We start from the raw sequence: 16,972 nt of genomic DNA on the forward strand, positions 1-16,972 counted from the left end.
GCTAGGATGCCATCCTCTTGCCGGAGCACTCGCGGTTTGGCTCGTGCCTTTCGTGCTTGCCGCAAATGCGAATGCACAAAGCTGTCTCACGGGGCCCACTAAAACGAAGGACGGCTCGTTGCAGACGTGGACTGTCGATAATCGTTGCGGCGCATCGGTAATGGTGCGCTATTTGGTGAAGGGGTCGCCCGAAGCCCGCTCACTTCCTCCGCTACTAGTCCGTTCCCGTCGATCGCAACGCCGGCTTCAAAACGGTGCTGGTCTTCTGTGTCGGCTGTGAGCATCACAACGGCCGGCTGAAGCTTGCCGACCTTCCGGACTGGGATTGGTCGGACATCTCGGCGCACCTCAAGTGCATCGCATGCGGCAAGGTCGGCTGGCTCGATACGCGTATGGACTGGGGCAAGGTGATGGACTTGGGCAAGGTGATCGACTTCGCCAGGGGTGTAGGAAAGGGACTGTCTCAGTGAGCGAAGGCGGGCTCGCGCATTTTGTGCCGAATTGGCATGACACGACCAGCCACGCGATGCCATTCAGTGCCGTATGGAAATCGTGATTCCCCGCCGATGAAACTCGCCGCAGATCGTCCCTACGGTAATCCCGAGAAAGCCGCTCGGAGACTCATGGAGCACGCTCGAGCGTTCGAGCCCGCTCAAGACGGCCGCGTCTATATCTAGACGATCAACAGACCCTTTCCATATCGGGACAAGGGCACGCCGGCCGAATTCGGCGCCGGTCTGAACTACGCCTTGGCGCAGGACTGGCTGGAGATCCACGAAAGCGGGACTTACGTGAAAATCTTGCGGACTGGAAATGATCTGCTCGCTTAGGACGGCGCCGAATATGCAACAAGTGCCACCGAACGCGCTTCGTCTCGCCCGCCTATATCCAGCACCACGCAAAGTAATCGCTCCGTGTCGTTTTTGTCACTCCGGCAAAGAAACGACCGCAAGAGCACCAGCTTTGATACAGCGACAATTGCCCTGTAGCCCTTAGAGGGTAAGGGTGATCGTGCTCAACTACCCTCTCGGAGATCACGATGTTGAAGTTTCTGGTTGTTGGAGTCGCGACTTTCGGTTTCGTGGCTGCTGCCAGTGCGGCCGACCTCCCTCGTCCCCAGCCGGTCGCCGAACAGGCTCCGATTGGCAAGATGCCAATTGGCAAATATCCGGTTGGCAAGTCCCCGGTCGGAAAGTATCCGGTTGGAAAAGCTCCTGCTCCGATCGTAACGAAGGGCTAGCTCGAAGATCGCCCGGGCAGCGTCCCCTTCAGTTTCGCTGAAGGCCGCTGCTCAGTGCGTCTTGCCCTAGTGAGCGGTGGTATTGTTGTGCTTACATTAGCGCATGCCGACCCGAAATCCGCTTGAGATCCCGCCAGAGGTGGCCAGGGAATTCGCCGTCAACATGCGGCGATTCCATGCGGAGCAAGAGCCCACTCAAGCGATACGAGATTGCCGCGGACACGCGGAGTCTCCTGCTCCAGCATATGCCAGACGGCACGAAGCTTCGGCTTGCTGATGTCCTTGAGCTCTTCAATCTGATGCGATGACCGCGCCGCGCTGCATCGTGTGCGACGATACCGGTTGGGTCCGTGAGAGCCACCCGGATCAACCCTGGACGGGCAATCATGCGTGCAGGTGCGGCGGCGCCGGCGCGCCCTGCCGGTACATCCGCCGCAGCCTGATTTGTACTCGACGTCGCAGCGTTCCTGCCAGCGTCTCAGGGGGTACCCCGCAGGGCCCATCCGGCTTCCGCTATCCAGCGAGGATGACATACACAATCGGGGCCGCCGCCACGATCTGTCATCGCCTACTGGCGACGTGTACAGACGATTTTGAGCTCGGCTGCGGCGCTCCTATGGTTGCCCAAACGGCAGTGGCAATGGCCAATGCAGCCAGCACGGTCCTTGCCGCGATCTTCTCGCGCCTCATGCCTGGAAACCCTCCGACCTTTGACCTGCGCATCTTTAAGAGCTTGCCCGTGAATGCTCCATCAACCGACGGCGTCATTCGAGCGGAAGAGAAAGCGCCGCGGGCGACTTTTGCTCGCAACCTGTTCGTCCCTTGAGCGGTAACGTAGCGGCGGCCACCTCGGTCGTCCGGCCCATGAATTGGGCCAGGTTGGCGTCCGACGACCACTCCACGTAACCAACGATCGCAGAGCCAAGCGCTGCTACGATGAGCACTCCGCACACTGAGGCTGCGGCTGTTCCCGACCACTTTTCGCTGCTGAATATTGGCATCGCTATCCTCCGACACCGCGGGTTGCCCGGGTCATTAGATCGATACGCGATTTTCGAATGTGATCGGCCTCACATCTCACGCTCACTTGATGCGTGACACAAGCTGCCGACGGCGGGGGCGTAAACGGAAAGCGACCGGGCGCTAGGGCCAAGGATCGCACCAAACTCCCGCAATGCCATCTGTTCGACTGTGGGCTCAGCCCACCCTAAGGTTTTCCGCGGATGCTTTACCGCGATTTTCCTGGACTTCGTAGCTTACTTTCGCACCCTCATTGAGGCTGCTCAGTCCCGCCTTTTCAACTGCTGAAATGTGCACGAAGACGTCCTTGCCACCGTTGTCGGGCTGAATGAAACCATAACCCTTGGTGGGGTTGAACCACTTCACTGTACCTGTCGCCACTAGTCAAATCTCCTTTGATCTAACGACGGCACCCTAAGTCGATAGCGCAGCCGGCTGCAAGGAAAACCCGGCCGAGTATGAATCGGCGGCGGCCTGCTCGCCCAAAAACGATATCCATTCTCCATCTAACTCGGCCTGCCTCAGTGGCGCCGCTAGTAAATCAGCAAGCAGGTCGGCGCAGGCTTCTCTGAGGGACGGGAACGATGGGGATAGAACAGTACGGTCACGTTTCGGGAGGAACTGGCGTACCGGACCCTGGCGCCGGCTCTTCTTCCCTAAGGTTTGTGCTAGCCTTGCAACAGTTTGCTGGGCCGGTGTTTGCTAAGTTGCCGGCACTGGGAATTCGGGGCCCAGCGCTGGAAAAAATGACGCCGCCGGGACAGCGTATTTCGAGCCCGGCGGCGTACTTATTCAGTTGGCCCATACCGATGGAGCCAGGACGATATGTTGGCGATTATCTGACCCCGTTGGGCGACGCCAATTAAGGCACAACGAGCTCGATTTGACCGTACCGATCAAGTCCCTGACTGATGAGCGCGAAGACGAGCACCGCCGCAAAGACCCAAAGCAGCGCGCCCGCGAACTGGCCAGCAATGCAATCGACAAGGTGACCGACCCCAGGGCCAGCCCGGACGATCAAGCCAGCCGCAAGCGCAAGCTTATCAAGGGACCGGAGGAACTTCAGAAGGTGCGCCGCGACCGAAACCGAAAATGATCGTTGGTGTAGCTTCGAGTTCGTCGCGCTTCAAGCTGATAGGATCGAAAGCGAGCTCTGTGCGTTGACTGTTAAGCCCAAAATGGGAGGTCAACGATGATCAATGACCGAGAACGGCGGGCACCCACGGCAGCGGAACGCGAAGCTCGTAAGGTATTCAGGCAGGCCGAGGCGAAGGAAGCTTTGACCGATTACGCCAAAGCGCAAAAAGCGCTCCACGATAATCGAGAGCGCCTAAAAGCCGAACGAATGGCGCGGGAGGCTGAAGCGGCCAATCGCACAAAAGCGGGTTAAAGCGTCCATCTGGATGATTGCGGAGGACCAAGCCGGGACCTCTGCCTGGTGGAGGGTGAAATGGCCCTGCACTTTCGTCGCGTGGAAACTGCTGAGGATCTGGAAATTTGGATCGCAAGCAGCGACGACTATTCGTTCGTTATCAGCAGCGAGAGCCGAAGTGGACGTGGCTTGCATGGAGAGCCCGGTTTTGTTGCGTCATATCGTCCAGACTTTTTGAATATGCCCGCGGCTCAGGTGTCCGGATCATCCTTCAGCACGTTCGCTGAAGCCGAGCGGGCCTGCAATGCGTTCCTGGGTCGCCTCGCTATCGAGGGATGACTACCGGAGCTCCGACCACAAAAGGATCGACGGGGCGCAGCATTCTACGCAAGAAGTGGGTCAAAACGCCGGCTGCCCCAGCCCGGCTGGCTGGGGGCCGTGGGCGGCCGAGCCGGGGCAACGCCTCGCTGGGTGGCGGGCCTACGCGGCGGCTATTCAACGGAGAACCGTAGCGATAAGCGGCGGCTGCAACGCGACGCGCAGCCCGGAGGAGCGCGATCGCGGCTGGCGGTGCAGGCGCTTCACTCCGGGCGCAAGTCGCCCGCGCGCTTGCCCCCCGCGCTGACTTGCTGACCATGTCAGCCAAAGATTGAGGCGAAGCTACGGCCTGCGTCTTTTGGACCGTTACCAGGGAGGCTCTCAAGGCTGGCGATGTGCACCGGGGCATTCCTGTGATCGCAAATGCAATCGGCGGTCCGGGAGCCTACGAGCGCCGGTCGGACGCTCAGCAGAAGATGAACCTGGACGACGTTGCGTCGTATCAGGCGGATGCGACCACGAAACGGCCGCGACCAGTTTTTATCTGCGAAATGGCCAGGAAGATCACGGCGCCTACGCTCTTGTCCAACGCCAACAAACTCCTTCCGTGTTCCATCTGGTCGTGGATCAGTTAGAGCGCTGCCTGCCCAATCGCGAGCGAGTTGAAATCCCTGCAAGCGGACATCCCGTTCCATGGGAGAACGCCGATGCCTACAATAAGGTTGTTCTCTCCTTCAAGCATTAGCGGCACGTTTGCCAAGGCTGAAACTTCAGCTTCTGGCCCATCGCGACATATTGCGCTACTGCACGAACTTAGTCGCTATTGGAGCAAAGCGGACCTGGTCACCAGTCACATGCGCCGCCGAGTTTATAGGTACACGGCCTAGATCCGAAAGGTGGGCGCTGCAGTCGGACCGCGTAGCCGTGACGTCGGCTTCACCACCAAAACTGCAACTTTGATCCCCTGCGCGGCTCCTGCTGACATTGAGTGACTCTAAGGTTAAAATTGCGGATTAGCAGAGGTTAATCGCCTATCCTTTAGAGGCGAGCGGCCCGTGTCGCGCTTGATGCATCGAAGTTTGCATGGCGCAGAGGAGTTCTTCGCCACGGGGTCTCTACTTCGGAGCGGAGAGAACGTTTTCAAAGCTTATGATAGTAGATGACGGTTATTGGAGGACATGTCATGGAGCGTAGACTTGCAGCAATTTTAGCTGCCGATGTAGCCGGCTACAGTCGCCTCATGGGCGTCGACGAGGAAGGCACGCTCTCACTCTTGAAGGGTCACAGGAAAGCGTTAGTCGACCCCAAAATCGAGGAACATCGGGGACGTCTCGTCAAGACCACGGGGGACGGTATGCTGGTTGAGTTTGCATCCGTGGTTGACGCAGTACGTTGTGCCGTTGAAGTCCAGCGCGGGATGAGCGAGCGGAACGCAACGGCAAGCGTCGACAAGCGGATCGAGTTTCGAATTGGTATAAACCTAGGCGACATCATCAGCGACGACGACGACATTTACGGTGATGGCGTTAACATTGCGGCGCGACTCGAAAGTATCGCCGAACCGGGTGGAATCTACATTTCGCGTCAGGCACACGATCACTTGCTCGAAAAACTCTCGTTCAGCTGTGGGCGAAGCTGGGACTTCGAAACCTAAAAAATATTGCGAAGCCCGTGGAGGTCTATTCGGTCAACTTCAGTTCAGTCAGCATGACGCAGGAAATCAAATATTGCCGATCGCCCGATGGGGTACGACTTGCCTATGCAACCGTGGGCCATGGGCCCCCGTTAGTCAAAGCGGCGAACTGGATGAATCACCTTGAGTACGATTGGGAAAGTCCGATCTGGCATCACGTTCTGGAGGGATTGGCGAGAAACCATACGCTGGCTCGATACGACGCTCGAGGCAACGGCCTGTCGGACTGGGATGTCGATGAGCTTTCTCTGGATGCATGGGTCAGTGATTTAGAAACCGTAGTAGATGCCCTTGGGATTAAGCGTTTTCCGCTCGTTGGCGTCTCCCAAGGTTGTGCGATATCCATCGCTTACGCTGTTCGATATCCAGAGCGCATATCTCACCTGATTCTATATGGCGGTTTTGCGTTGGGCCGCAATAAGCGATCGCCTGACGAGCTTGAGAAGCGAAAAGCAATGGGAACCTTGATCCGCCTTGGCTGGGGCATGGATGAACCAGCATTCCGACAAATGTTCACGTCGCAGTTCATTCCCGAATGCACAAAGGAGCAGGCTGATTGGTTCAACGATCTCCAACGGAAGACCACATCACCCGAATGCGCAGCTCGATACTTTGAAGTCGTAGCAGATTTCGATGTCCGCGAATTGCTTCCGGAGGTGCGCGTTCCAACTCTCGTCATGCATGTACGCGGAGATCTTATGGTTCCCATCGATACGGGTCGCCAAATGGCGACTGCAATCCCAGGGGCTCATTTTGTTGCACTTCCCGGGCGAAACCACCTCTTCCTGAAGCACGAACCTGCCAGTGCTCGCTTCTTCGACGAAATTAATCTCTTTTTGACTAGGTGATATTGACTCGAAACGTTGCCGCCTAGCAAACATGATCGCTCCGGGTCAAGAGCCGCCGATAGCGACCGAACCTAATCGCTTGCGGTTCACTTCAGAGAGTGAACATTCTCGATGGTCGTCCAGACCGTCAGCGTCGGGGAAGCGTGGCGATCGAATGCTGAGATCGACCTGCCCACGGAATGCAAAATGACTGTGCAACTCGTCGAAGGAGATCATCGCAGCACTAGGCGGGTCGTGTCCCCGGCGCGGAATCGCAAATCGGGGCGCGGGATGCCGTCTCCGGCTTGATGGCGAGCACCGTGTTGTAGGGGTTGCCGAACACAAACACCTTCGAGGTGCGCCAGATGATCTTTTCCAGGTCCACGAATGTGCGCATCTTCAGCCGGTACTTCCACAACAGCAGGTGTTGAATGAAATTCCAGGTGAGACCCCAGGCCCAGAACGGCAATCGGCGGTAACGGATCGGGGTGAAGCCGAGCCGGCGCAACTTGTTGACGAGGAGATTGGCCCCGACGAAATTGTAGCGCCAATTCTCGAAGAAGGCGGTGACGCTCAGGTAATCCTCCTTGCGGCGGCAGTGATCCAGCGACCCCGGCGATCGGATCAACAGGCGTCCTCCCGGCTTGAGAATCCGCCGGCACTGGGCCAGAAAGGCGTCCAGATCCTTGGTGTAGCCAATCGATTCAAGTGAATAGACGGCGTCAAAGGTTTCGCTTGGAAGATCCAGGCTGTCGAAATCCGTGACGATTACCTGTCCACGTCCGCCGAGTTTCGCAAATTTGCGCCGGCAGATATCTGCCTGGACAGGCGAGTTCGTCACGCACACGACTTCGATGTTACACCGGCTTGCGAAATATGCAGCTGCGGCTCCCGATCCGCACCCGAGATCCAACAGCCGCATCCCATTCCTCGGCTTCAGAAGAAGGTATTCGGCTTCGTAGATTTTCGAAAAAGGTGTTCGAGGGAATACACACGTGCTGTAGTTCGCGTTCTCATCGCGATATGTGCCGAACACTTCGTCATATGTACGCTGCTCGTCATCATGCCTGAGAAAGTCGGTCGGCATGGGCGCCCACTCGATCAGTTGCAGTTGCTCGAATTGATTTAGCTCATGACCGATCCCGCTCGCGTCCTTCGGTCGACTGACCAGGAGAAAAAGTACGTAGTGAAAAAGAGTGTATGCCAGGAACAACGCTATGATGAACGCCGCTACTGACAATACTATCGGAACAATAACCACCAAGGTGGCTCCCTGACCGTTGAAGCGCATTATAAATCGAGACGGATTCTCTCGTCGATTACGCGCCGTGCCAAAGTAGCATTATGCGCTAAGACATCAAAAGAGAGATGGAATCCGCCGTTGAAACTGAAGGGCGACCGCCACTAGCCCGACCCCGAGAAAGCCGCCCGCAGGATCATGGAGCGTATTTGAGCCAATCCAGGATAGCCGGATCTACACCGAGAAGACCTCGTGATACTCGAGCCAGCCTTGGCTGACCGCGTGTTGAAGCCCTGCCCCAATCCTCGGCCGGCGTCGCGCTGTCCTCGTCGATCATCGGACAGTTGAGAGCGGGACGTTCGTGCGAATGAAACAAGCCGGGAACGACCTATTCGCCTGAAAAAGCACCAGCGCTGTTGCCGGGCTGAGACACACCCAGACGCGAATTAGGATACTTCGCGAGTCGGAGGTACTCCGGGAGAGCGGTCTATATTGCTGATGTTCCCCGGGTGCGAGCTATTCAGTAAGCTGACGACCGACAAGACCAAGAAAGAGCTGTTCGCCAAGCTGGCCGCGCATCACCGTACTCTGGCTGATGAGGTCGAGCGCACCATCAATGACTCCAGATAGGAACCCTGGTCGCGTAAACGAGGGCTGAAAAGCTCTCGACATCACGGCAGCCGAGAAGCAGCGCTGGCTCGCAAGTCGGCTGGCCTTTCTCTTTCCAAAGAAACGGCCCCAGCGCGTTGGAACGAACGCTGAGGCCGCCTTACCGCGCCGCTGCGAGTATTTGGGATGGCCGGAGCCCCGCTCCAAGCGACAGGCGTATTCTTACGGAGATGAGATAGCCCATTTGGGATATGTCCTCCTATGCACTCCGTGCCAGATTTTCACCTGTCAGGATTTTGCACACCTTCCTGGGGCTAGGGCCAACGCCGTCCGTTGTATACTGGACGGGCGGCGTTGTGCTGTGTGCGCCAACGGAGGAAGAATGGCTTGGACTTGGCGCTGGTGGGTATTCTTTGGACTATTGATTCCGGCCGCTATCGCTGTGGCGATGGCGCGGGAAGCAACGAACAGCCAAAACATCGCTAGACTAGGCAAAGGCGATTTTATTTATGCCTTTGCTACACGGCCGGGATCTACCGTAACCGGGGCGCTTCTCGTCGGGACGATCTACTCCGCCATCATCACAGTCCTTTTCGGATTTATCGTCTAACGAAGCAACCCCGAAGCCGAACTGGCGCAGCTTGCGCGCATTGCGAGCGCGAAATACGCTAAGGTCCGCACTCTCTTCGCAGGGGCGTAACCATGGACAAATCACGTTTCAACATGGCTATCATCGCTTGCGGCGCGATGTTGATGGTTTTCTCCGGAAATCTGAACGCTGCCGAACTCAGGGTTCTGACCGGTGGAGGAATGTCAGTCGTTTGGGCAGATATCAAACCCCAGTTCGAGGAAGCTTCCGGTCACAAGCTTGAGATTTTCTTTGGCACAACTCCGAACCTCATAAAGGAGGCCACGTCGGGCAAACCGTTCGATATTGGTGTTGTACCCGTCGAGGTCATGCAGGACGCGTCGGCCAGAGCTAAATTCGTGATAGGTCCGACTATCGATATTGCCCACGTTGGGATTGGTGTTGCCGTCCGCTCTGGTGCTCAAAGGCCTGACATCAGTACTGCTGACGCGCTCAGGGCGACGCTGCTCAAGGCTCGGTCCATCGCTTCGATCCCGGAGAGTGCCACTGGCTATTCAATTGCGAAGGTATTTGATCGCCTTGGCATCACGGAGCCAATGAAAGCGAAGATGAGGGCGCAGCCCGACCCGGCGCAGGTCGTCGCGACGGTTGCCAAGGGTGAAGCCGAATTGGGCATTTTTCTTATCAACGTTCTCAGCGCTCCCGGCTTGGAAATTGTCGGTCCGTTTCCTGCCGAACTGCAACAAAACGTGGTGTACACGGCTGCAGTCGGATCGGAAACCAAGGAAGCCGTCGCTGCCAAGGCACTCATTGAATACCTCAAGAGCCCGGCGGCTGTTTCGATCATTAAATCGAAAGGCATGAATCCCAGCTGATCGCATTGATCCGCTCCTCGCGCGGTAGATGTTCGGCGCGCGATCACCAGCTTCTCCGCAGAAGAGAGATCGCCCTAGCGCTTTGGCTTGCGCACCCAAGAATGAGGCCGAGCTACGACTCTGCCCTCTTGGTTAATGCCAAAAAACGGCAGTTGCGCGGCGGCAATTTTCGCGAAGAACTGACTCGCCGAAATCGGCGGCGATTGGCTTCCCAACCGACATCGCAGTGAACGGGATCGTCGATCCAACTAATTCGAATATTCCCAGTAGTCGTCTGGAATTGCGCTTCCCATGGCAGAGCGCATTGCATCCCGAAAAAGCTTCGCCGCGGGCATTGGACGAAACGCTATTGTCCGATCGACAATCAGTCCCTCGTCGTTTTCTTCGATAAGATCGAAACTTTCCAGCTCGTGCCCCTGATTTTTCCTTTCCACCTCAATAAGGTTCTTCGATCATCTATCTTCCACTCTCCTGTGTAGGCGCCTTCTCGCAGAGTGGTCGAGGTCGCGAAAATCTTGGCAACTACCGCGCAACCTTCTGCGGCTCGTATCAACACAGGACTATGAAAAACGACATTTGGAGCGAGAAGATTTTCGTAGTCAGCTACGGTAGCGTGACCTGACTCACGCAATTTTCGAATAGCATGCATAGTGAATGACTCCTCGGACCGATTGAGACCTGAATGGGTTCTAGGCAATCTTTGCTTCGCCGCTCCGTCAGTTCGCCACGTCTATACCTGGAGGCAGGGGATACACATAATAGCAGTTCAAACCAGCGAAGAAGGACGCGCGATGTTCCTTTTGGGACTGACCCGTCCCGAGGAGAAGGCGGGCGGCGCGCGAGAGGCGCTCCATCCACTATAGATGTCCAACTCAAGAAGCAGCCCTCGGACTATCTCAAAGCAGATCAATTTCCGGCGTCAAGGCGCTGGTACTAAGTCATTTTTTCCGGGAAATGGCGATATTCCCGACCAGGTTTCGTTGACGAAGCAAGTAAGGTTTTCTCTGGCGAAATTATAGCTGGCCGGGGTTTACCCGAAATATAGCCCCAAACGTTCATTTCAAGTTTGGGTCAGAACCCGAGGTCGTGAGTCAGGTTGAGCCGTGCCGGCTTAGGGCCAATAAAAGACTCTCGCAACAGCTCCAGTCTTTCGCCTAGTCAGACCGTTTCGGCGCACCGAACACCGGGACATCCGTGCGATCGATCAGCACTTCCGCTCCGTCGTGTGGCCGAAGTTCGGCAAAGTTCAACGCGGCGTCGACGTCGTTCTCCCAAACCTCGCGCGGCAGGTCGTAGACAAGTTCGACACCGTAGCCGTTCGGATCGTGAATATAGACACTGTGCGTCATCCCATGGTCGATCCGCCGGTCGAATTTCACACCACTAGCCTGGAGATGAGCGAGCTGATTGAGCCACGCCTCGCGCGTCGGGTAAGTGATCGCGATGTGATTGATCGCGACAGGGAGATCCCACATCTTCCATTCCACAGGTGGCGGCGGCAGGTTCGGATTCTCAACTAGAGCAAGATCGTGGTGGTGCAGGCGGTCCGTCCCTGTGCCGCCATAGAACCGCATTCTGGGAGTGGACGGACGGCCGACTCGCTGGCGGAATTCCCCGACCAGTCGTAGCCCGACTACTTCGGTCCAAAACTGGTCACTCTCGTCCATGTTGCGAACGTTGAGAACGACGTGGTTGATACCGACCGGCGCTACCGGTCTGCGCGCTTCCGCCTCTGCTGATGCCATTGTAATTGCTTCCTCGTCTGGATGCTGTTGTGCCTCGCGCTCAATTCTCCCGTATAGTCTGTACAAGAGGCATGACTTCGCTGGTATGCTCGGTTATCCGTTTTTCCTGCTCGATCGTCCGTGACGGGGGCGCGCCGCGATGGATGTTCTTTCGGATGTGCTGAAGACGGTACGCTTGACTGGTGCGATTTTCTTCGAGCGGCATCTCCAGGCACCATGGGTTGGTGAGTCTCCGCCGTCGGCTGCGATCGCCTCTATGGTGATGCCCGAAGCCGAGCATGTGATCAGCTTCCATGCAATTCTGGCGGGCTCGTGCTGGGCTGGACTGGCCACCGGGTCTGGTTCGAGCCAGCGCTTCAATGCAGGTCACATTGTGATCTATCCGATGGGCGACGCCAACGTCCTGAGCTCTGCTGCGGGCATGCGCGGCGTCCCTGATCTCCAGGAATACGCTCGTCGGAAAGATCGGCCATTGCCGATAGTGACCCGAATGAACAACCAAGGCGACGACTACTGCCATCTGGTGTGCGGCTACTTCGGATGTGACGCGCGACCGTTCAATCCACTTCTCGAAGCGCTGCCACGCATGCTTCTCAGCCAAATGTCTGCCCCGGCGCAGAGCTGGCTCGCCAGCTTGCTTCGCGTGGCTGCCGAAGAAGCCAGTCGCGGCGGCGCTGGCAGCGAAAGTTTGCTGGCCAAACTTGCCGAGTTGATGTTCGTCGAAGTCGTTCGGCAGTACCTCATGCATCTTCCCGACGGCTCGAAGGGCTGGCTCTCTGGACTAAAGCACCAACATGTCGGACATGCGCTGCGGCTTATGCATGGACAGCCGCAAAGGCCCTGGACGCTCTCCGAACTTGCGCGCGAGGTGGGCCTATCACGTTCGGTCTTCGCCGACCGCTTCACGCATTATGTTGGCGTCTCGCCGATGCATTACCTCGGCCGGTGGCGCATGCAACTGGCCATCCGACACTTGAGTAACGCTGGAGTCAGCGTTGCCCAGGCGGGTGTGGAGGTAGGCTACGAATCCGAAGCAGCGTTTAGCCGGGCCTTCAAAAAATATGTCGGGGTGTCGCCTGGCTCATGGCGGAAAGGCAGGGCAACGTCGGCCCTAGAATAACCTTTGGCGGAGGGGGCGCGAAAGGCCGTATGTCCGCCTTGGGTCAGAAGGCGACATCGACCGGCTCTGCTGTTAGCGGCTGTCTGGCAGCGCCACGTCCCACACGTGCCTCGTGACCTCGGCGGCTTCAAATGCCGAGTTTGTGTCCCTCAATCTTCGCAAGAGAGGCTAAAGTCCGCTCTCAGAATTCGACGGGAAGCAGCAGTTCACTGCGCAATGTCCGCGGCAGCAAACAGTCGGCAATTTGCTGTGAGGACCGGTGACAGGAGAGCGTCGATGACCAGATTCAGAATCTTGGGCGCAGTGCTTGTACTTTCCACAGTTCAACTGACGCCAGTCGTTGCGCAAGTCTCGGAGCCGGCAGCGGCATCGGCTCAGGATCCAAATTTCTCGATTTATTCAGATAGCAAGCCCAGCTATGGAGCCTACTCTGCGGTGGCTCAGATACCGCCCCGGGATGATGTGTCAGCGCCACGAACACCCTCGCGGCGGCATCACTCACGTCATGTGACGAGGCGTTACTGACCGTCCGACGCCTATGCTTTGAACGCTGCGAACAATTCATTCGCCAGAGGTCCCGCCGAGGCGGGTTCTGGCCGGTGATGAGGCGCGGCCAACGTTCGTTCATAAAGCTAGTGAAGGGTAGTGACTTCACTCGTCCCTTATCCGCTCCACATGCGTGTAGAGACTCAACGAGATGAGTGATCACTACCCTTCACCGTTCACTCAGTCAGTCGATGGACCTTGAGGGATCGAGCCACTCCCCCATGGGGGGTGGTGAATCCTCGGCCAAAGAGGGGCTTTGACCGGCCCATAGGAATTTGTTCATATCCACAAAATGGAGAGTAGGCTCGCCTTGTGAGCTTAGGCCTAGTGACCCTCGCCTCCGTTCCATAGCCATGATGTGTTCGCAAATGAGTGAGGCCCCGAAAGTTAAGTGCTAAATGCCGAGCCGGGTCGGTCGTGCGCGTGCACCAGCACGGAGCCGATGTCGCGGACAACAATCAACAAGAGATGGGTCGCTCACGAGGTGGCCTGACCAGCAAGATTCACGCGGTGGTCGACACCAATGACCGGTCCATCTCGCTCTGACGCCGGGTGAAGCTCTTCTCCGCGCGGAATCGTGATGGCGCTGTACCAACGCCAGCTCACCGGCAAGGGAACCGAGGTCAGCTCTTCCCTCGTCGCCAATGGGCTGTGGGCCGCACGCCGTAATTTGATTGCGGGCTGTGCATTCAGCTTTTCAAATACGGCCGTTGAGTTGGCGTGAGCGTAGCAGACCCAGTTTCCGCCGACAGGGATTCGGAACAGCTTTGGCTAGACTAGTCGAAGATCGACCGCACTTGTCTGAGTGCCCGCTTCGGCTTTGGATAGGGCACATTGACCGCAACGACGTAAGAAGCCCAAACGTGCAAAGCATTGCCAAGCGTTTGAATCTCTCAATCAATCCAAGCCGACGCAACTGGGCATCATACGTAGGAATGCGACAAGTCGCGGGTAGTTCGGGCGTTCGAGGTCGGCTTGAGCTTCGCGAACTTACTTCTGTCCCTCATGTCCGATTCCATGGCCGCATCGAACGGCTCTGCGACTCGCCATTTTGTGGATAGGCAAATTTACCTATGGGCCGGTCGCAGCCCCTTTTCCGCCGAGGATTCAACGTCCCCGGCACCCACCTAAGCTCTCAAGTTGCCCGAACGGCGAATTGCAAGGTGAAGTTGGGGCAGCTATTAGATTTGCATGCGGCGCATAGCGCGGAGAGGCGTATTTGGATCATGTTTTCATTTGCGGTTAAGCACGAAAAGCTTGGAAAATATCAAGTCGTCAGAGGGCGCACGGAAGAAGAAGCGCGCACAAAAGCCGATTTGAAGATGGCCGCCTGGAACGCACAGTACGCCAAATCACTTTTCCAGAACCAAAAGCGGCAGGCTGCCGAAGACAAGCGTGCTGAGCGGGACGCATTAAAGGAAGAAGCTGCCGAACGGACGGAAGAGGCGGAACAGGCGATCGCCGAACTTGGCGAGATTCTGATCTCAATAGTCAATGCATCGCCAGTCTACGAGATCGCGAAACAGAGCATTCGAGAGCCGTTCGCCGAAGCTTATCCACGGCCTCCTAAGTATTCTGATTATCCGCGCGAGCCTAAGAGGGAAGATTGGACGTTCGTCCCAAGATTCAATTTCTTGGACAAGATGTTCACATACCGTCGCAATAGAAAGATTCAGATCGGTAAGGATAGAGCTGAGACCGAGTTTCTGGATGATCATGAACGATGGAGGGCAGAGGTCAACCACATCAAGATCGCTAACGACGAGCTCCACCGGAAGCATTTGGATGCGTCAGCGCTATGGGCACACAGAAGGGCGGATTGGGAAGAGCGCCGCGATAGCGCGAATGCGACGATTGATACGATGCTGGAAGGGCTAAGGAAAGGTGAAGCCGAAAGCGTGTGTTGGCTGTTCGAACAGGTCTGGGGCCACCTGCCGCTGCCAGGAGACGTGCTACCTGGCGAGTATCAGCTTCACTTTGATGAAGCTGCAAAGACGCTAGTAGTTGATTTGGACTTACCTGAGTTCGAAAAAACTCCAAATCTAAGGGGCTACCGGTATGTTGCATCCAAGAATGAAATCGAAGAAGTGAGGCACAAGGAGGGCGTTGTACAGAAGGTCTATGATGACTTTATCTATCAACTCGCCCTCTCGGTCCCGTATGCCTTTTTTACCTGTGACGGCGAGCAAGCCGTTCAGGCAATCGTGTTTAACGGTTGGGTCACGTACATCAACCGCGCCACTGGAAATAGGACGACAGCTTGCATTGTTTCCCTCCACTGTGAAGCTAGTGAACTACTGAAAATCAATCTTCGCGAGGTCGATGCGAGAGCTTGTTTCCGCTCATTGAAGGGTGTCGCAAGCCCTCAGATCAATTCTTTAACGCCAGTGAGACCGATCATAAATATTGATCGATCCGACAAGCGCTTCGTCAACAGTCATGATGTGATCGACAGCATGGGTTCAGGAGCCAACATTGCTGCTATAGGTTGGGAGGAGTTCGAGCACCTGATCCGCCAACTGTTTGAAAAAGAATTCTCCGCTGGCGGTGGCGAAGTTAAAGTTACCCAAGCCAGCCGCGATGGTGGCGTTGACGCCATTGCGTTCGATCCCGACCCGATTAGAGGCGGCAAGATCGTAATTCAAGCTAAGCGATACACGAATACGGTAGACGTGAGCGCGGTGAGAGATTTGTACGGAACGGTCCTCGCTGAGGGGGCTACAAAAGGAATCATTGTGACAACGTCAAGTTTCGGTCCCGACTCTCACAGGTTCGCTAAGGGTAAACCACTGACCCTTTTGGACGGAAATAACCTTCTATACCTTTTGGCGAAGCATGGGACCACTGCGAGGATTGATCTTGCAGAAGCTAAAAAGCTTGGGAACGCTCTGACGCGTTAGGAAGCAGATTTTAATCCCAGTATTTCACGCCCTTCATCGCCATGATGACCCGGGTAGAAGTACCCGGTGTCTGGATAACTTTGTTGGCAGCGATTGAGCTTGGGGAAGCTCCAAGCCCAAAGATCCGCACCGGGGATGCTTTTTACGCGATCAATGTAGCTTCCAACGGCTTCGTTGTATCGATCTCGATCTTCCGAGAACCCCTGCTTCGAAAACCTGGGAACGAAGAAGACGCAACCGAACTTGGCATCGACGTTACGAACGCAGCGCGCATCGGCGGTAGACTTTGCGATTGCTCCCCTGACCCTCTTTCTCAGCGACTGGTCAGATACAACTGATGGGAGCCATTCGTACTTGGCCTCGAACACGGCGTGACCGCCCCCTTCGGCCACCACATAGAGATCGACTCTGCCAGAACCTTTTTTATCCAATCGATACTTGTCTGACGCGTACTCTTCTAGAGCACTCCAGCCAATCAACCAGGCACCCGCCGCGAGAAAACACACGTTGGGGCGCTCGTTATAGTAATATCCTGCGTCCGCGCTGCTCTGTGCGTCCTCATCCTCCTCGCGGTGCAATCTCGAGTATCGCTCCATCGCTCTGCGCCAGCCCAAAATCAGTCAGCGCAACGGCTCAATGTCCTTATTTATCACTTCCAACCTGAACTCGATTTTCTGAACCATTCACCACCCGGTCTACCAAACGGCGCGCTTTCCCACAGTTGCACGCAAGAGTACCGTCTTGTTCTAGCACTAGGCAGCCGTTCGCCGGACACAAATTCAACGCGCGGAGTTTGCATAGCTTTTTAGGGAGGATGATTTGGCCAGCGCAGTGCCCCTGCCACGCAGAAGAAACAAGCAGACGGAAAAAATTGAGAG

General features: G+C 56.5%; 17 protein-coding genes and 1 pseudogene. 14 read left to right on the forward strand and 4 right to left on the reverse strand.

All coding sequences use genetic code 11. The features are described from left to right. The first annotated feature begins 254 nt into the window (after positions 1-254). From ACE103_RS30180 to ACE103_RS30190, 3 genes are all read left to right on the forward strand, one after another. Positions 255-470 (forward strand): hypothetical protein, encoded by a 216-nt coding sequence (locus ACE103_RS30180; RefSeq protein WP_375776017.1) that lies wholly within the window; start codon positions 255-257, stop codon positions 468-470. A 569-nt stretch (positions 471-1,039) separates the two neighbouring features. After that, positions 1,040-1,240: a hypothetical protein gene (locus ACE103_RS30185; protein WP_375776018.1), complete on the forward strand. Its 201-nt coding sequence runs from the start codon at positions 1,040-1,042 to the stop codon at positions 1,238-1,240. Positions 1,241-1,880: 640 nt separating this feature from the next. Then, positions 1,881-2,066: a hypothetical protein gene (locus ACE103_RS30190; RefSeq protein ID WP_375776019.1), complete on the forward strand. Its 186-nt coding sequence runs from the start codon at positions 1,881-1,883 to the stop codon at positions 2,064-2,066. A gap of 371 nt (positions 2,067-2,437) precedes the next feature. Here the strand turns inward: ACE103_RS30190 and ACE103_RS30195 are convergent, their stop codons facing one another. After that, entirely contained in the window at positions 2,438-2,641 is a 204-nt protein-coding gene (locus tag ACE103_RS30195) for a cold-shock protein (RefSeq protein WP_375776020.1), read from the reverse strand. 502 nt (positions 2,642-3,143) lie between these two features. Between ACE103_RS30195 and ACE103_RS30200 the strand changes: the two genes are divergently transcribed. From ACE103_RS30200 to ACE103_RS30220, 5 genes are all read left to right on the forward strand, one after another. Further along, entirely contained in the window at positions 3,144-3,356 is a 213-nt protein-coding gene (locus ACE103_RS30200) for a hypothetical protein (RefSeq protein ID WP_375776021.1), read from the forward strand. 96 nt (positions 3,357-3,452) lie between these two features. Then, the gene (locus ACE103_RS30205) at positions 3,453-3,650 is read left to right on the forward strand and encodes a hypothetical protein (protein ID WP_375776022.1); all 198 of its coding nucleotides are present in this window, start codon (positions 3,453-3,455) and stop codon (positions 3,648-3,650) included. Positions 3,651-3,710: 60 nt separating this feature from the next. After that, on the forward strand, positions 3,711-3,971 hold the full coding sequence (locus ACE103_RS30210) for a hypothetical protein (RefSeq protein ID WP_375776023.1): 261 nt from the start codon (positions 3,711-3,713) through the stop codon (positions 3,969-3,971). A 1,162-nt stretch (positions 3,972-5,133) separates the two neighbouring features. Then, positions 5,134-5,604, forward strand: coding sequence for an adenylate/guanylate cyclase domain-containing protein (locus ACE103_RS30215; RefSeq protein WP_375776024.1), 471 nt, complete (start codon positions 5,134-5,136; stop codon positions 5,602-5,604). 152 nt (positions 5,605-5,756) lie between these two features. After that, positions 5,757-6,491: an alpha/beta fold hydrolase gene (locus tag ACE103_RS30220; RefSeq protein ID WP_375776025.1), complete on the forward strand. Its 735-nt coding sequence runs from the start codon at positions 5,757-5,759 to the stop codon at positions 6,489-6,491. Positions 6,492-6,714: 223 nt separating this feature from the next. Here ACE103_RS30220 and ACE103_RS30225 read toward each other — a convergent pair whose 3' ends face one another. Next, on the reverse strand, positions 6,715-7,761 hold the full coding sequence (locus ACE103_RS30225) for an SAM-dependent methyltransferase (protein ID WP_375776026.1): 1,047 nt from the start codon (positions 7,759-7,761) through the stop codon (positions 6,715-6,717). Positions 7,762-8,202: 441 nt separating this feature from the next. On the opposite strand from ACE103_RS30225, the gene ACE103_RS30230 reads away from it, so the two are divergent. After that, positions 8,203-8,340, forward strand: coding sequence for a hypothetical protein (locus tag ACE103_RS30230; RefSeq protein WP_375781317.1), 138 nt, complete (start codon positions 8,203-8,205; stop codon positions 8,338-8,340). Between the two features lie 681 nt (positions 8,341-9,021). Beyond that, complete coding sequence (locus ACE103_RS30235) at positions 9,022-9,783, forward strand: molybdate ABC transporter substrate-binding protein (protein WP_375776027.1); 762 nt, start codon at positions 9,022-9,024, stop codon at positions 9,781-9,783. Positions 9,784-10,937: 1,154 nt separating this feature from the next. On the opposite strand, the gene ACE103_RS30240 is transcribed toward ACE103_RS30235, so the two are convergent. Next, positions 10,938-11,528: a VOC family protein gene (locus ACE103_RS30240; RefSeq protein WP_375776028.1), complete on the reverse strand. Its 591-nt coding sequence runs from the start codon at positions 11,526-11,528 to the stop codon at positions 10,938-10,940. 139 nt (positions 11,529-11,667) lie between these two features. Here ACE103_RS30240 and ACE103_RS30245 point away from each other — a divergent pair, with 139 nt between their 5' ends. The 4 genes and pseudogenes from ACE103_RS30245 (at position 11,668) to ACE103_RS30260 (ending at position 16,094) form a co-directional block, all read left to right on the forward strand. After that, the gene (locus ACE103_RS30245) at positions 11,668-12,648 is read left to right on the forward strand and encodes an AraC family transcriptional regulator (protein ID WP_375776029.1); all 981 of its coding nucleotides are present in this window, start codon (positions 11,668-11,670) and stop codon (positions 12,646-12,648) included. A gap of 954 nt (positions 12,649-13,602) precedes the next feature. Continuing rightward, positions 13,603-13,713: pseudogene (locus ACE103_RS30250) on the forward strand (IS5/IS1182 family transposase); the annotation flags it as partial. Between the two features lie 61 nt (positions 13,714-13,774). Next, positions 13,775-13,918, forward strand: coding sequence for a hypothetical protein (locus tag ACE103_RS30255; RefSeq protein ID WP_375776030.1), 144 nt, complete (start codon positions 13,775-13,777; stop codon positions 13,916-13,918). A 502-nt stretch (positions 13,919-14,420) separates the two neighbouring features. Beyond that, positions 14,421-16,094 carry a restriction endonuclease gene (locus ACE103_RS30260; protein WP_375776031.1) on the forward strand — a complete coding sequence of 558 codons (1,674 nt, stop codon included), beginning with the start codon at positions 14,421-14,423 and terminating at the stop codon, positions 16,092-16,094. On the opposite strand, the gene ACE103_RS30265 is transcribed toward ACE103_RS30260, so the two are convergent. Further along, positions 16,091-16,672 carry a hypothetical protein gene (locus ACE103_RS30265; protein ID WP_375776032.1) on the reverse strand — a complete coding sequence of 194 codons (582 nt, stop codon included), beginning with the start codon at positions 16,670-16,672 and terminating at the stop codon, positions 16,091-16,093. The genes ACE103_RS30260 and ACE103_RS30265 overlap by 4 nt on opposite strands. Positions 16,673-16,972: the final 300 nt, after the last annotated feature.

It is taken from the genome of Bradyrhizobium sp. ma5, assembly GCF_042258955.1.
GTDB lineage: Bacteria > Pseudomonadota > Alphaproteobacteria > Rhizobiales > Xanthobacteraceae > Bradyrhizobium.

Excerpts from the sequence above, each read along its gene's own strand:
- ACE103_RS30185 (WP_375776018.1), top strand. The coding sequence starts at position 1,040 with ATGTTGAAGTTTCTGGTTGTTGGAGTCGCGACTTTCGGTTTCGTGGCT.
- ACE103_RS30190 (WP_375776019.1), top strand. The coding sequence starts at position 1,881 with ATGGCCAATGCAGCCAGCACGGTCCTTGCCGCGATCTTCTCGCGCCTC.
- ACE103_RS30205 (WP_375776022.1), top strand. The coding sequence starts at position 3,453 with ATGATCAATGACCGAGAACGGCGGGCACCCACGGCAGCGGAACGCGAA.
- ACE103_RS30210 (WP_375776023.1), top strand. The coding sequence starts at position 3,711 with ATGGCCCTGCACTTTCGTCGCGTGGAAACTGCTGAGGATCTGGAAATT.
- ACE103_RS30215 (WP_375776024.1), top strand. The coding sequence starts at position 5,134 with ATGGAGCGTAGACTTGCAGCAATTTTAGCTGCCGATGTAGCCGGCTAC.
- ACE103_RS30220 (WP_375776025.1), top strand. The coding sequence starts at position 5,757 with ATGAATCACCTTGAGTACGATTGGGAAAGTCCGATCTGGCATCACGTT.
- ACE103_RS30225 (WP_375776026.1), bottom strand. The coding sequence starts at position 7,761 with ATGCGCTTCAACGGTCAGGGAGCCACCTTGGTGGTTATTGTTCCGATA.
- ACE103_RS30235 (WP_375776027.1), top strand. The coding sequence starts at position 9,022 with ATGGACAAATCACGTTTCAACATGGCTATCATCGCTTGCGGCGCGATG.
- ACE103_RS30240 (WP_375776028.1), bottom strand. The coding sequence starts at position 11,528 with ATGGCATCAGCAGAGGCGGAAGCGCGCAGACCGGTAGCGCCGGTCGGT.
- ACE103_RS30245 (WP_375776029.1), top strand. The coding sequence starts at position 11,668 with ATGGATGTTCTTTCGGATGTGCTGAAGACGGTACGCTTGACTGGTGCG.
- ACE103_RS30255 (WP_375776030.1), top strand. The coding sequence starts at position 13,775 with ATGGCGCTGTACCAACGCCAGCTCACCGGCAAGGGAACCGAGGTCAGC.
- ACE103_RS30260 (WP_375776031.1), top strand. The coding sequence starts at position 14,421 with ATGTTTTCATTTGCGGTTAAGCACGAAAAGCTTGGAAAATATCAAGTC.